This window comes from Acinetobacter sp. (assembly GCF_036659555.1).
GTDB lineage: Bacteria > Pseudomonadota > Gammaproteobacteria > Pseudomonadales > Moraxellaceae > Acinetobacter.
This window is the reverse complement of sequence record NZ_JAVXCI010000084.1, coordinates 1-14,730: the sequence shown is the minus strand read 5'-3', so window position 1 is coordinate 14,730 and position 14,730 is coordinate 1. Positions and strand designations below refer to the sequence as shown.

Annotated in this window: 15 protein-coding genes; all 15 read right to left on the bottom strand. The window is 52.1% G+C overall.

What is annotated here, in order from left to right; translation table 11 throughout:
• Position 1: 1 nt before the first annotated feature.
• Entirely contained in the window at positions 2-805 is an 804-nt protein-coding gene (gene pilW, locus RSA72_RS11365; protein WP_332623044.1) for a type IV pilus biogenesis/stability protein PilW, read from the bottom strand.
• A 15-nt stretch (positions 806-820) separates the two neighbouring features.
• On the bottom strand, positions 821-2,053 hold the full coding sequence (gene rlmN / locus RSA72_RS11360) for a 23S rRNA (adenine(2503)-C(2))-methyltransferase RlmN (RefSeq protein ID WP_332623045.1): 1,233 nt from the start codon (positions 2,051-2,053) through the stop codon (positions 821-823).
• 123 nt (positions 2,054-2,176) lie between these two features.
• Positions 2,177-2,608, bottom strand: coding sequence for a nucleoside-diphosphate kinase (gene ndk, locus RSA72_RS11355; RefSeq protein WP_004647460.1), 432 nt, complete (start codon positions 2,606-2,608; stop codon positions 2,177-2,179).
• Positions 2,609-2,719: 111 nt separating this feature from the next.
• A complete protein-coding gene (gene iscX / locus RSA72_RS11350; RefSeq protein ID WP_332624741.1) occupies positions 2,720-2,920 on the bottom strand; it encodes a Fe-S cluster assembly protein IscX in 201 nt (66 codons plus the stop codon).
• A gap of 88 nt (positions 2,921-3,008) precedes the next feature.
• A complete protein-coding gene (locus tag RSA72_RS11345; protein WP_332624742.1) occupies positions 3,009-3,560 on the bottom strand; it encodes a phosphatase PAP2 family protein in 552 nt (183 codons plus the stop codon).
• Between the two features lie 37 nt (positions 3,561-3,597).
• The gene (locus RSA72_RS11340; protein WP_332633208.1) at positions 3,598-4,869 is read right to left on the bottom strand and encodes a glycosyltransferase family 4 protein; all 1,272 of its coding nucleotides are present in this window, start codon (positions 4,867-4,869) and stop codon (positions 3,598-3,600) included.
• Positions 4,870-5,037: 168 nt separating this feature from the next.
• Positions 5,038-5,454 (bottom strand): hypothetical protein, encoded by a 417-nt coding sequence (locus RSA72_RS11335; RefSeq protein WP_332622025.1) that lies wholly within the window; start codon positions 5,452-5,454, stop codon positions 5,038-5,040.
• An 11-nt stretch (positions 5,455-5,465) separates the two neighbouring features.
• A complete protein-coding gene (locus tag RSA72_RS11330) occupies positions 5,466-7,724 on the bottom strand; it encodes a fimbria/pilus outer membrane usher protein (RefSeq protein ID WP_332622023.1) in 2,259 nt (752 codons plus the stop codon).
• 61 nt (positions 7,725-7,785) lie between these two features.
• Entirely contained in the window at positions 7,786-8,499 is a 714-nt protein-coding gene (locus RSA72_RS11325) for a fimbrial biogenesis chaperone (protein ID WP_332622022.1), read from the bottom strand.
• A gap of 107 nt (positions 8,500-8,606) precedes the next feature.
• On the bottom strand, positions 8,607-9,098 hold the full coding sequence (locus RSA72_RS11320) for a hypothetical protein (protein WP_332622021.1): 492 nt from the start codon (positions 9,096-9,098) through the stop codon (positions 8,607-8,609).
• A gap of 598 nt (positions 9,099-9,696) precedes the next feature.
• Positions 9,697-9,933, bottom strand: a complete 237-nt coding sequence (locus RSA72_RS11315) for a hypothetical protein (RefSeq protein ID WP_332622020.1) — start codon at positions 9,931-9,933, stop codon at positions 9,697-9,699.
• Between the two features lie 235 nt (positions 9,934-10,168).
• A complete protein-coding gene (locus tag RSA72_RS11310; protein ID WP_332622019.1) occupies positions 10,169-11,020 on the bottom strand; it encodes an XAC2610-related protein in 852 nt (283 codons plus the stop codon).
• Between the two features lie 385 nt (positions 11,021-11,405).
• Complete coding sequence (ilvC, locus tag RSA72_RS11305) at positions 11,406-12,422, bottom strand: ketol-acid reductoisomerase (RefSeq protein WP_332622017.1); 1,017 nt, start codon at positions 12,420-12,422, stop codon at positions 11,406-11,408.
• A gap of 111 nt (positions 12,423-12,533) precedes the next feature.
• Entirely contained in the window at positions 12,534-13,025 is a 492-nt protein-coding gene (gene ilvN / locus RSA72_RS11300; RefSeq protein WP_068907818.1) for an acetolactate synthase small subunit, read from the bottom strand.
• The coding region (locus RSA72_RS11295; RefSeq protein WP_332633206.1) for an acetolactate synthase 3 large subunit at positions 13,022-14,730 on the bottom strand (1,709 nt) is incomplete at its 5' end. The genes ilvN and RSA72_RS11295, both read right to left, overlap by 4 nt.

The following is a 14,730-nucleotide window of genomic DNA, read 5'->3' as shown; positions in this document are numbered from 1 at the left end:
TTTACTTCCATACGGCCTCAGTACTGTACTGTAATTGCAAATAACGTTGGTATTCAGGACTTTCCGGGAATAATGCCCGCAGCTGGTTGACCAGCACCTGCATTCCCAGATTATCCCCATTCGCACGCGCAGTGCGGATGCCGATCCAAAGTGCGCGGGCACCCTGATTTTTTTGCCCGACCGCACGCACGAACTGTTCATACATTTGCGCTGCGGCGGCGGTTTGCTGGTTTAAATAAAAAATTTCCGCCAGCTCTAACATTGAAACAAAGGAATCCCGATTGGCCTGCAGCGCCTGCTTGAATGATTTTTCAGCATTCGCAGCATCGCCCAGCTTCAGGTAAATCCGGCCGGCGTTTTCAAGCGCGCGGGCGCGCTGATCATAGCCCAGTGTCGCGCCGGCGATGTTCAGCTGTTCAAGCGCGTCATTATAGCGCTCAATTTGATACAAATACGTACCATAGTTGTTACGTATCTGCGCATTTTTCGGTTCAGCGGAAATAGCGCGCCGGAAATAGCTGTCGGCTTTTTCCATATTCAGCGGACTGCCTTCCTGCTGCAGCAGCACACCCATCATCATATTGGCCTGGGCATCGCGCGGATGCGTTTCCAGCGCCTGATCCAGAGCGCGCTTGGCGGCGTCCAGATCGCCCGCCTTAATATATTCAACCGCCAATTGAGTGCGCACTTTGGCTGCTTTCTCCGGGTCTTTTTTGCCGAGATCTGGCGTCTGGCAGGCCGTCAGCGCCAAAGCTGAAAAGCATAAAGATGAGATGAAAGCAATTTTATACGTTAAGGTTCTCAATTGGCCGCCTCTTTATTATCCTTGTGTGCGCAGGATTTCATTCTGCTGCGCAACTTTCTGTTTCCACTGCTCTGCGCGCCGGGTGCGGTCAGCAACCTGCCCGACCAGCTGCCCGCAGGCGGCGTCAATATCATCGCCGCGGGTCTGACGAATCGTACACACAAATCCGGCATCAGACAAAGTTTTTTGGAAAGAAATAATCCGGTTGCGGCTGGAACGCCCATAGGGCGCATGCGGGAACGGATTAAAAGGAATTAAATTAATTTTGCTCGGCAGGTTCTTCAGCAGGCGGATCATCTGCTGCGCATGCTCCGGCTTGTCGTTTACGCCGTCCAGCATTACATATTCAATGGTCACATGCTTGCGCGAGCTTTCATTGCCGTCTTTGCCGATATAGCGCTGGCAGGCAGCAATCAGCTGCTCCAGCGGATATTTTTTATTGATCGGCACCAGTTCATTGCGCAGTTCATCATTCGGCGCATGCAGCGAAATGGCTAAGGCGACATCAATATCCTGCGCCAGCTGGTCAATTTTCGGCACCACGCCGGAGGTGGACAGCGTCACGCGGCGCTTGGACATGCCGTAGGCGAAGTCATCCAGCATAATGCGCATGGAATGCAGCACGGCGTCATAGTTCAGCAGCGGCTCGCCCATGCCCATCATCACCACATTGGTCACTGAGCGCTCGCGCTCCGCCACCGGCACATCTTCCATATAGGACAAGTTGGCCATCCACAGCTGGCCGATGATTTCCGCCTGGCTCAAGTCGCGCTGGAAGCCCTGCTTGCCGGTCGAGCAGAATGAGCAGTCGAGCGCGCAGCCGACCTGCGAAGAAATGCACAAAGTCTTGCGCGAACCGGTTTTATCTTCGGCCGGAATCAGCACGGTTTCCACCAGAGAACCGGCGCCTTCGCCGACGCGGAACACCCATTTGCGCGTGCCGTCTTTGGAATAGTTGCGGTGCACCACTTCCGGCGCTTTAATTTCAGAAATTTTTTCTAATTTTTCACGCAGCTTGCCTGAAATATTGGTCATTTCGGCAAAGTCGGTGACAAAAAACTGGTGAATCCATTTCATCACTTGCCCGGCGCGGAACTTCTTCTCCCCCATATCTTCGAAGAATTTTTCCATTTGCGGGCGCGACATGCCGAGTAAGTTCACTTTCGGCGCAGCAGGCTGTGCCGGAACGGACGGAGATTGTTGCTGCACATCAGAAATTGCCGATGCAGCGGCCATTTCATTACTCATGTGTAATTACCTAAACCATGTCTATAGATGAAAGGAGAAGCTCAATAAACGAGCAAAGCGTTATTCAGGGAATAAAAAAACCAGATAAGCATAATAGCACTTATCTGGCTTGAATACTGCGAATTAACGAGTACGCGGAGCAATCTCAGTTTGCGCGAAGAAGTAGTTTACTTCACGGTCAGCAGATGCTACAGAGTCAGAACCGTGCGCAGCGTTTTCGTCGATGCTTACAGCGAAGTCAGCGCGGATAGTGCCTGGAGCCGCTTCTTTAGGGTTAGTTGCGCCAAGGATGTCGCGGTGAGCAAGAACTGCGTTTTCGCCTTCAAGCACTGAAACAACGACTGGGCCAGAAGTCATGAATGCAACCAGGTCAGCAAAGAAACCGCGTTCTTTGTGCTCAGCGTAGAAGCCTTCAGCTTCAGCTTGAGTCAGGTGCTTCATTTTAGTTGCAACGATTTGCAGGCCAGCTTTTTCAAAACGGGCAAAGATGTCGCCGATGTGGTTTTTAGCAACTGCGTCTGGTTTTACGATAGATAATGTACGTTCAATAGCCATGATTGGCTCCTTAAGTCACAATGTTGACAGGAAAATTTGGCGCATTATACCGAATAATGCGCTATTTTCCGCTTTTGAGATGTAAAAAAAATGCTTTTTTCGACGCAGGGATCAGCTCGCTTCGTCAATCCACGCCATTTGAATGGCTTCCAGCAGGCCTTCGGTTGATTTTGCCGGGTCATCGGCAAAATCCGGCAAGGCGCAAACCCATGCATGCAGGTCGGTAAAGCGGATCCACTGCGGATCAACCTCCGGATGCGCTTCGTACAGCTCAATTGCGATATCGATGGTATCTGTCCAGCGTAAGCCCATGAGTCTTCCTAACATTATTTAAATGACGGCGTACTTTAGCAAATTTCCCAAAAGCTGCGTGAGTTTTGCCTGATCCGGCGCTGAAAATTTACAGCGCAATGTTCAGCAGGGGCGCGCTGCAGACTATCCCGCTGGCCACCGCCCCGCCAATCACCGCCCCTACCGCCACATCGCTGGGATAATGCAGCCCCAGCACCATGCGCGACAGCGCCACCAGCACGGTAAACGGCAGCATCAGAATCAGCAGCACCGGCTGCACATAGCCTAAAATAGCCGTCACCATCACCGCATGCAGGGTATGCCCTGAAGGAAAGCTGAAATGATCCAGCGGGCGCTCGCCCAGGCGGATCACCTGATGCACCTGATAAGGCCGCGGGCGCACGGTTTTGCTTTTCAGCACTTTATAGATGCCGGTGCCCGCCAGGCTGCTGATGATCAGGTACAGCATCTGCAGCCCGTACAGCAGGCCCTGCAGCAGCCAGACCGCCGCCAGCATGACGTACCAGAACATGCCGTCGCCCAGGCGGCTGATCAGCTTGAAAAAATGCGCCACCCGCTCTGAATGGGAAAAAGTGTTGAGATAGATACAGCCTTTTAAATCGAGATCGAGCATTCTTATTTTTGCATTCTTGAGTTTCATTGTTCTGTCCTCGAGCGTCCACGGCCGGCTTAAGCCATCATAGGATGGCCCCCGCTGCCGAATAAAGCGCCTGTTCGAATTGCTGAACCGGATACTGCCAGCCAATATCCTGAATATCTTCCCGCGCGCCCAGCCCCATCCGCTTCAGCACGCTGCGCTGCGGCAGCGCGCGCATCAGGCGCAGAAATTCGGCGCTATTGCCTAAGCCGCACAGCCAGCCCGACTGCTGATGCCGCACATGCTGCTGCGCGCAGGCATTGTCATAAGCCAGCACCGGCAAGCCGCTGGCCATGGCTTCCAGCACCACATTGCCGAAAGTTTCCACTTGGCTGGCAAACACAAAAACATCCGCGCTGGCATAGGCTTCCGACAGCCTTGCCCCGCTTAAGCTGCCGGTAAACACCACAGCGCTCCCGCTTAAGCGCTGCAGCTTTTCACGCTCCGGGCCATCGCCCACAATCACCAGCAGGGTTTTCTGCCGGCTGCTTTGCTGCAGGGCTGAAAAAGCATTGATGATAACCTGCACTTCTTTTTCCGGCGAAAGCCGGCCGACATACAGCAGCACGGCGGTCTGCTCATCCGCCCCCCACTGCCGGCGCAGCTGCGCCGATGCATGCTTGGGATGGAAGCATTCCACATCAACCCCGCGGCCAACCACCGCCATCGGGCAATCCACCCCTAAGGCCTGCAAGGAACGTGCCGTATCCCTGCTTGGCACGCAGGTCAGCTGGGTGCTGTTATGAAACCAGCACAGATAGCGCTGAATCGGCTTTAGCAGAAATGCCAAATCAAAAAAGCGGCTGAAGTCCTGAAAAGCTGAATGAAAGCCGCTGGAAACCGGGATTTTCTTAGTTTTCGCCGCCTGCAGGGCAGCCAGCCCCAGCGGCCCTTCAGTCACAATATGCACCACATCCGGCTCAAAAGCGTCTATTGCGCCGGCAACCTTCAGGAACTGCGGCCAGCCGAATTTCAAGCTGGGATAGCGCGGAATGGCCTGCGCCAGCACCAGGCATTCCTTATTGGGAGCAAACTGGCTGCAGCCCTGCTTCTGCTCAGGGCGGATCAGCAGGATTTTATGCCCCTGCTGCTGCAGGCCTTTGCACAGCTGCAGCAGCGACAAAGCCACGCCGTTGATTTCCGGCGGCCAGGTTTCAGTCACCACAGCAATCTTCAGCCTTGGGCGCACCAGATCATTCAGCGCCCGGATATCATTCTGCACATTTTGCGCGCTTTTATTCTTAAAATAAAACTTGAAGCTTTCCGGAAAATCTTGTTGTTTTAAATGACCGAATGCAGATACCTGTTCCATATCTTACCTATCATTTGAGTTTTAGCCAAAGCATAAGCTGCAATTCTTTCAGTTTAATGATGCCGCGGTGACAGTTTAAAGATTAAACAATTCAAAGAGGCGGCCGCGCCGTCCAGGAACGCAAGACGGCCGGCCGATGCCGCCTTGCAAAGCGCGCCGGGCGGACGCCTAAAAGGCCAGGCTGACATACACCACATCGCGGTAAATCCCGGCAGGCGTGCTGACGGTCGGGGTTTCTTCCAGCTCCACCACAACCGCAAATTTATTGTCGCGGCCGGCTGTCCGCGGCGACAGCAGCGCATTCCATTCATTTTTATTTGCGCCTTCAATGCGCATGCGCGTCGCCAGCCTGAATGCGCCGTTGCGCACATAGCTGTCGCCATTGGAACTGACTAAATTCATGCTGCTGAAGCGGATATTGTAGGCCTGGCCGCAGCGCACCCTGAAGCTGGACGCCGCCTGGCTGCGCAAGTAGCCTGAAAGGCGCATGCTGCTTTCAGTGACCGTATCCATCGCGCACTGCTCCGCATGCGCCAGCGGGCTGCCGGCTGCAATGCACAGCAGCAGCGGAATAAGGCTTTTCATGGCTCACCTCCTTATTTGCATAATAAATCAACCGGCTGGGCAGCGGACTGCTCTGAATTTCCTGCAGGAACCGCCAGCACCGCGCTGCAGGTTTTTCCGCCTGCAGTTTTCACCGTGACGGAGTACACATCCGGCTTCAGACCGTATAAATAGACTTTGCCTTCACCATCGACCGGGAAGAACTCGCTTTGGCTTTGATTCAGGTAAACTTCGCTGGCGCGGGCCAGAATCTGCCCGCGCTCATCCAGCAGGCGCGCCACAATCAGGCGCGTTTGATAAATAGGGAACTTGAGCGCATAGCCGCGCTTATCCAGGGCGATCATGCGCTTGCTGGAATAGTCAATCTTGTCGTCAATCATCAGCTGGTCTTGATTGAAGGAAATATCATAGGTGACATAGGGAACGATATTGTGCACAAAAAAGGTGCCGTCACTGCGGGTTGCGCCCACCGGCGACAGCGAGCGGTAAATATCTACATCGGCATAATCGCCGACCTGAACCAGGGCAAAGGCATTGTCCACATAGCGCGTCAGCGCGGCTTTTTTGCCCAGCACCGCCACGGCGCCGCGGTAAGACAGCATGCTGGAATCATAGTCCGGCGACTGCAGGTACTGCGCGGTCAGATCGCCGAATCGGGTTCCGTAGGCGCCATAGGCCTGATAGGTGACATCGCCCTCGCGCTGATAGGCGCCCAGCGTATAGTCCAGGCCGGTTTCCGCGACATTGTTCTGCACAAACTGCAGGCGGCTGAAATCTTCTGTAGAGTGGCTGGCGTACAGGCTGCGGCTGCTGCCGAAATTATAGTTCAGGGAGAAATACAGTCCCTGATCGCCTTCAGGGGCAAAGTCATTGAAATAGCTCAGGCCTAAAGTCAGGCCGCTGCTGAAGCTTCTGGAAATGCCGAGATTCAGCACTTTGCTGTCTACCGAATAGCCCTCCGTATCATCATAGTATTCACGCTGCACATAGTTGGCATTGATATTGCCGGCCCAAGGCACTTCATAAACATTCAGATAGGCCAGAATATCGTATTTCGGCACGCTCAGGCTGTCCTGATAGCCGAGAATCCGGTAGCCATGCGATGCATACGCGATGGATGCGCCTGCAGACATCTTGCGCCAGGAGCGGGTCAGCGCCGTCCCGGCGGAATAGCCAGTTTCCTGACCTGAACGGCTGCCGGCGGCGTACATATCCAGCACAGCGATTTTGCCTGCGGCCTGCGTCCACATCAGGCCCAGATTCTGCACATCCTCACTGTAAGCCGCATTGAAGCCCAGCGTCACCGCATGGCTGATGCCGCGCCGGAAGTACAGATTGCTGAAGAATTCACGGTAATCATCATTTTCAATATTGTAGTTATAGCGCAGCTTGCCCAGGCTGATATTGTATTCGTTCAGCTTCGGCAGCAGCAGCCGGTTGTTGATCATCAGCGGAAAGCTCTGAACAGTCCGGTTTCCCAAAACATCTTCCACCACCACTTGCGCATTGCCCGCCTCCTGAATGCTGGCGCCGGTCTGCAGCGCATAATCGCCCGGAGTCACCTGCTGCTGGTAAATGCTGACGCCGTTCAGCAGCAGGTCAACTTTGGAAGGCAAAGCCGCGCTGCCTCTTAAAGTCGGCGCATTCCAGTAAATAAAATCCGGGCGCTCAGTGTAGCTGGTTCCGAAGCTCAGGCCGCCGAAGCGCAGGGAGTTCATAAACGGGTTCATGACTGTGGTGCTGTCGCCCAGCACCAGGCGCGTATAGTTTTGCGGAAAATCGATGCTGAATGTGCTGTTCAGGCGCAGCATTTCACTGAGCTTGCCTTCGCCGTCTTCCACATGCCTAGCCAGCATGGCGTGATCCAGCAGCCAGTAATCCCTGAACAGGCCGATTTCAGACAGCGCGCTGTATTCCCTTGCGTCCCGCGTGTCTTCAAAATACAGGTCATAATTGACAAAGCCGCCCAATGAAGCCTTGTCCGGCATCAGCAGCGGGCTTTCCGACAGGCTTTGCGCCTCAAAATAATTCCCCGGCAGTTCAATTTTAACTGCCTGCAGGCTTCCGTCCAGTTCAGACTTGATGCCCGCTGCCGCCAGCAGGCAGAATTCCGGCTTCAGCTCGCTTCGGCTCATTAATTCAATTTTGACTTTCAACTGCTTTAAAACACCGCATTCTGCATACAGCTGCTGATTTTTTTCAAAGACCAGAACCTCAGTGTTCCGGTCAACTTGGTTTAGCCACACATTGCTTAAAATCAAATCATCTTCAGCAGCATGAAGCAGAGTCATACAAAATGCGCCGGCTGCGATGCAGGGCATTAGGGCAATGATCCTGATCATGACTGTCACCTCATAAGGCAATCTCCAAAGGCGCTTCGCCCTTGTCTGTTTTTATTATCACTTTATACTTTTCAGCGCTGGCCAACTTAATCTGACCCAAATCAAACTCGCCCCGCTGCTTTGCCAGCAAATATCTCATTTCGGGAAAAGCGGCAACCGCATCGCCGCTGCTGTCCACAAGGGAAATTTCTTTGATCTGAATATGTGAATTGGCATTATTGGCTAAGGTCAAAATCAGATTATTGGCGCGATACTTGATGCTGGGGCGGAGATCGGCCGTATTTTGCGCGCCGACAAACAGGGGCAGTGAAATTGTAAAGAGGAAGCTGACTGCGTTTTCCTGCGTCACCGGCGGCACTTCATTAAACAAAACCCGCCAAGCCCCTTCTTCCTTAAGGTTCATGGCGCCCACCGGCTGCGAAAACCCGACCCGCACCAGCTGCCTGGAATCCGGCTGAAGCACAAAGTTTTTAGGATTAATCAGCACATCCGGGTCCGGCGTGTAAACATCTTCCCCTTTTTCATTCTGCGACCAGCGCACTGCCGTGGCCTCAAAAATTCTGGCTGCGCTTACTTCGGTATAATCAAGTGTCACTGTGGCGCTGCGCTGATTGCTTTTATCGCCAATGTAAAGCTGGATGGGGGTAATTTTCAATCCGGCCTGCGTCAGGGCTGACACGGCAGCCAGTGAAGCAAACAGCGCATTCAATAGTAATTTACGCATATCCCTGTCCTTATTCTTATTCTGCAAAGTCAACCGCTGCGGATATTCTGCTGAAGAAGCAGGCCTGTGCATGACAGGCCTGCCTGCGGTCAAGGGCTTGCCGGAACTTAGAAATACACCTTAATTTTGTACTGTTCTGTATAAGTACCGACTGGATAGCCGACGCCGACTTCGTTAATGCTGGCTTTTACGCTGTAGTTAGCCCAGCCGCCGCCGGTCGCAGGATGGCCTGTGGAAACCCCCATAGGAATGGTTGTGCCGCCGCGCTTAGTCACGAAGGTCACTGGAATTTCGTTGGAGCCGTATTTCAGCTTGCCGCCGTTTGCTGTGCTCAAATCCAGCTTATAGGTTGCATTTGCGCCCACTTTGAAATATCCGGTTTCACTGTCGCCGCCTGATTTGTCTTTAAGCACAAGTTTCGGCGTCAGCACGTCAATATCGCAATGCGGTTCAACTTTCAGCTCAATGTCAATTTTGTCGTGGCACTCAACGCCGCATCCTTTAGGCGGCCGCTGCGATTGTGTTTCGCCGGCATAGGCTGCTGCTGAACATAGGCCTAAAACCAGCGCAGATACGCCTGCTGCAATTAATTTAGCCATGATGTATTCTCCAATTTGTGAATTATTATCCGCCATTTTGTCTGGAGCGGACTGCCTAGCTTTGGAGTGATTAATCTAAGCCGCCTGCATTTCTCCGGATGGCATAACCATTGTTCAACAAATTTCATGAAAAATAATTTATGCGGCATTTTTCACATAAAACGTGAAATCCATCACAGCTGCAAGCCACGGTATTAAAAATCCTGTTGTTTATAGTGATGTTTATCCAGCAATAGCCGGCTGCAGCTTCATGCAGATTTTTTCTGCAACAAAATGCAAAAACAGAAAATGCACGTTCTTTGTGCATTAAATTTATGTATTTTCATCAGTATATTTTTATAAGAAACTTACATTAAATTACACTTAAAGCCTATTTTTCCTCATTTACTGCTTTAGCCCGCTCATTTTGCATGAATCTTCACGCAATGCTGTTTTAAATTTCCATGACAGGCTTAAAAACGATCAGTTTAATAAATGCAAATATCCCCAAATAGGGATTGTTTCCGCAATAATGCGCAATATTTCCGCGCCAGAATTTACACAACCGGTCACGGAATTACAAAAAAAATAAATCCACATCAAACTTTATTGCAAAAGCTCACGGTTCCGCTGCATTGCCGGATTTTTTAAATTTAAATGATTTTTCCTTTTTCACCTGAAATTCATTTCCAGCTGAATGGCTTAGCGCTTCATTTCCGCCGGACTGCACAGCCCGCCCGGTTAGGCGCAGCAGGCCGCAGGCTTCAGCGCATTTCTGGCCGCAGCCGGCCTTAACACAATAGCGCTTGACCCAGCCGCCCGGCAGAATTCCTGCAAATGCGCAAATTGCGCGCAAGCGGAACGCCCCGGAATGAAGCGCTTCCGGCGATAGGCTGAAACTTTTCAGGGCAGGCAAAAACAGAAAAAATGCGCGCTGGCGCTTGAGGCGGCAGGCTGCCCTTTAGCTGCGGTTTTTAGGATTTGACCGGGCTTTGCTCAGGGCAATGCGCCGCCGCTTTCAGCGGAAAGAATAAATAAGGGGGCACAGGCGCAAATGCTGAACCGGCTGCCTCAGCAGGCGGATGCATGCATCATTCCGCCGGCTGAATGCGGTTCAGCAGTCCGGTCTGCACTTGATACAGCTGGCCGGCGCCGAAATCAATCTGCTTATTTTCGCCCTGCAGCGCCGGAAAGCCGGCGATCTTTTCCAGCTGCGGGGAACGCTGGAACTGCTGCGTTTTCGGATTGTACATCCAATAGATAAAGCGCTTGTCTTCCACCTTGCGGTTCTCTGATGTATCCGCCAGCACAACATCGTAATAGCCGTCAAAATTGATGTCCAGAAAGCCGATGCTGCCGGCAAATGCGGTAAATCCGCTCAGGCTCTGCATTACCGCATTATTGTTCTTATTGATGATGTCTATGCGCTTCAGCGCTTTGCCATAGGGCTGCTGTTCACCGTCAATGCCGTAAAATTTAAATACAATGACCGGCTTATCCGCTGCCGGAAATGCAGGCTCAAACGCAATCGGCATATTTACGGCTTTATCGGCAGACGTCAGCACCGCCGCCATTAAGCCCGTATTGGCATTTAATTTGCCTTCCAAGGCATACTGCGTGGCGGTTTCATCCATGCTGTCCACGCTGACCGATTTCAAATTCAGCTGGTCGCCTTTCTGCATGCCTTTAAAGGCAATGCTCTTTTGATTTTTAAGGTCTTTTAACGTGCCGTGCGGATTCCATATTCCGGCGTACAAATCCAGAAAATACTGGCCGTCCGCAGAGCGCAGCATGCGCTGCATGGAAACGCGGACGCTGTGGAATGCTTTCAGCTCATGATCCGCTATGGCTGGCGCTGCGGCAGCCGGCGCGACTTCCATTTCCGCAAAGCTGAAGCTTGAGAACATTAATGCAGCGATACAAAGGAGATTTTTAGTATTCATTGGCAGGCTACACTCAAAAGAAAGAATGGATTGTGAATACTGTATCACAGAATTATTAAACTCCGATGCAAGCGGCCCGGCCCGCTGAAAAGCCGGCAGCAGCCAGACTGAGGTTCAAGCCAGCGCGCCTCATGCTGCGCCATCTCAAGAACCCTTCAAGCCTTTTGAATAAGAGCATCTCAAGACTGGCTGGCTGATTTTTTACTCCGCATCAAGCCCCGCGCGCATATAAAACCCTGCATTCCCCTAATAAAAAAACCTGCTTTCGCAGGGTTTTACAGCATAAAAATCAGCTGATTTCTTTGTCAACGATCTTGTTTGCTTGAATCCAAGGCATAAAAAAAGCGGAAAGCACTGCTTTCCGCTTTTTGCAAGGCTCGCAACCTTAGTTCTTTTCTTTGTCGACGATCTTGTTTGCTTGAATCCAAGGCATCATCGCGCGCAGCTTGTTGCCTGTCACTTCAATGCCGTGTGCAGCATTTTGACGGCGGCGGGCAGTCATAGACGGGTAGTTCAGCGCGCCTTCGTTAATGAACATCTTCGCATATTCACCAGACTGGATGCGTTTCAATGCATTGCGCATTGCTTCACGGGACTGTTCGTTGATTACTTCAGTACCCGTTACATATTCGCCATATTCAGCATTGTTCGATACTGAATAGTTCATGTCCGCGATGCCGCCTTCGAACATCAAGTCAACGATCAACTTAAGCTCGTGCAGGCATTCGAAATACGCCATTTCCGGCGCATAGCCGGCTTCAACCAAAGTTTCGTAGCCCATTTTAACCAATTCAACTGCGCCGCCGCAAAGCACTGCCTGCTCACCGAACAAGTCCGTTTCAGTTTCTTCACGGAAAGACGTTTCGATAATGCCGGTGCGGCCGCCGCCTACGCCTGAAGCATAAGAAAGCGCAACATTGCGGGCATTGCCGGAAGCATCCTGATGAATCGCGATTAAGTCAGGAACGCCTGAACCGCGCTGGAATTCTGAACGCACGGTGTGGCCCGGCGCTTTCGGCGCAACCATGATCACGTCTAAATCGGCACGCGGAACAACTTGGTTGTAAAGAATAGAAAAACCGTGAGCAAATGCTAAAGTTGCGCCTTCTTTAATGTTCGGCTCAATCACGTCGCGGTAAAGCTGTGACTGGAATTCATCCGGAGTCAGAATCATCACCAGGTCAGCCTGAGCAACGGCAGCTGGAACTTCAGCAACTTTAAGTCCTGCGTTTTCAGCTTTCTTCCATGAAGCAGAACCGGCGCGCAAGCCCACGGTTACGTCAACGCCAGAGTCTTTCAGGTTTTGCGCATGCGCATGGCCTTGTGAACCGTAACCGATGATCGCTACTTTCTTAGATTGGATGATAGATAAGTCGCAGTCTTTATCATAAAAAATTTGCATTGCTGTCTCCGCTAAAATGCTGTGTTTCCTTACCCTAAGTTAGTGATTTCTTGTTTTTCACTAAATTAAGCCCCTCTTCTGAATAAATAAAGAGGGTATATTTGTTTAAAATCAGATGGTTAAAACTTTTTCGCCGCGCGCGATGCCCGATACGCCGGAACGCACGACTTCAAGGATGGTATTTTCCGCCAGCGCGTCAATAAAGCCATCCAATTTGTCTGTTGTGCCCGCCAGCTGAATGGTATAAGTCGTCGGCGTCACATCCACAATCTGCCCGCGGAAAATGTCAGCGGTGCGCTTGATTTCCGCACGCGCTGCGCCTAAAGCTTTCACTTTAATCAGCATCAGCTCACGCTCAATATGCGCGCCTTCTGACAAATCAACCACTTTCACCACTTCAACCAGCTTATTCAGCTGCTTGGTAATCTGCTCAATCTTATGGTCATCGCCATACGTGGTCAGCGTCAGGCGCGACAGCGTCGGATCTTCAGTCGGCGCCACATTCAGCGTTTCAATATTGTAGCCGCGCTGTGAAAACAGGCCCACTAAACGGGAAAGCGCGCCCGCTTCGTTTTCAACGAGTACAGAGATAATGTGTCTCATTTTGTGCGCTCCCCTTTGCCTAGCCACATGTCCTGCATGGACTGGCCCGCAATCAGCATCGGATAAACGTGCTCGGTGCGGTCAACCATAACGTTAATAAATACGCACTTGTCGTTAATCGCCATCGCTTGCGCCAGCTTGGATTCAAGCTCATCGGCATGGTCAATTTGAATGCCGACATGGCCGTACGCTTCCATCAGCTTGGCGAAGTCCGGCAGCGACTCTACATAAGAGCTGGAGTGGCGGCCTTCATAGTTCATATCCTGCCACTGCTTCACCATGCCTAATGCGCGGTTGTTCAGGCAAAGGATTTTCACATTCAAGCCGTACTGCTTGCAGGTCGAAAGCTCCTGAATGCACATCTGAATCGATGCTTCGCCGGTAATGCACACCACCTGCTGATCCGGGAAAGCCAGCTTGGCAGCCATGGCATACGGCAAGCCTACGCCCATGGTGCCCAAGCCGCCGGAGTTGATCCATTGGCGCGGACGCTTGTAGCGGTAATACAGCGCGCCGAACATTTGATGCTGGCCAACGTCAGAGGTAATGATCGCTTCGCTGTTGGTGAGTTTATCTAAAGCTGCAACCACCTGCTGCGGCTTCATGGTGCCGTCCGCCGGGATCTCATATCTCAGGCCGTGAACTTTGCGCCATTCATTGATTTGCGACCACCAGGCAGCCATGGCTTCAGGATTCGGCTTGGACACGTTCAGCTGCTTCAGCTGCGCCAGCATTTCCTGCAAGACCGGCTCCACCGCGCCGACTATCGGAATATGCGCCATGATGGTTTTTGAAATCGCCGCCGGGTCGATGTCAATATGGATCACTTTGGCATTTTTGCAGAATTTTGCCGGATTATTGGTCACGCGGTCATCAAAGCGCGCGCCTATGGCCAGAATCACGTCCGCATTATGCATGGTCATGTTGGCTTCATAGGTGCCGTGCATGCCCAGCATGCCGACAAACTGCGGATCATCGCCCGGGAATGCGCCTAAGCCCATCAAGGTATTGGTCACCGGAAAGCCTAAAGTATGCGCCAGCTCGGTCAGCAATTCGGAAGCATTGCCCTGCACCACGCCGCCGCCGGAGTAAATCACTGGACGCTTGGCATGCAGCAGCTCATCAATCGCCTTGCGGATCTGACCGGAGTGGCCGCGGTGCGGCGGCTGGTAAGAGCGCATTTTCACTTTTTCAGGATATTCGTAAGCGAATTTTTCCGCCGGATTGGTCGCATCTTTAGGAATGTCGACAACCACTGGCCCCGGACGGCCTGAAGACGCAATATAAAAAGCTTTTTTAATAATTGCAGGAATTTCGCTGGCATGGCGCACTTGGAAGCTGTGCTTCACGATTGGGCGGGAAATCCCCACCATGTCAGTTTCCTGAAACGCGTCTTCGCCAATCAGATGCGAAGCAACCTGGCCGGACAAAATCACCATTGGGATGGAGTCCATATAGGCAGTTGCAATTGGAGTAACGGTATTGGTTGCGCCCGGGCCTGAAGTGACCAGCACAACGCCGGTTTTGCCTGTTACGCGCGAATAAGCGTCCGCCATATGGCCGGCTGCCTGCTCATGGCGCACAAGGTAATGGTTAATTCTGTCTTGTTGAAATAGCGCGTCGTAAATATGCAGTACTGCGCCGCCTGGGTACCCAAAAACATGTTCAACGCCTTCGTCCGCTAATGCGCGAACAAGCATTTCAC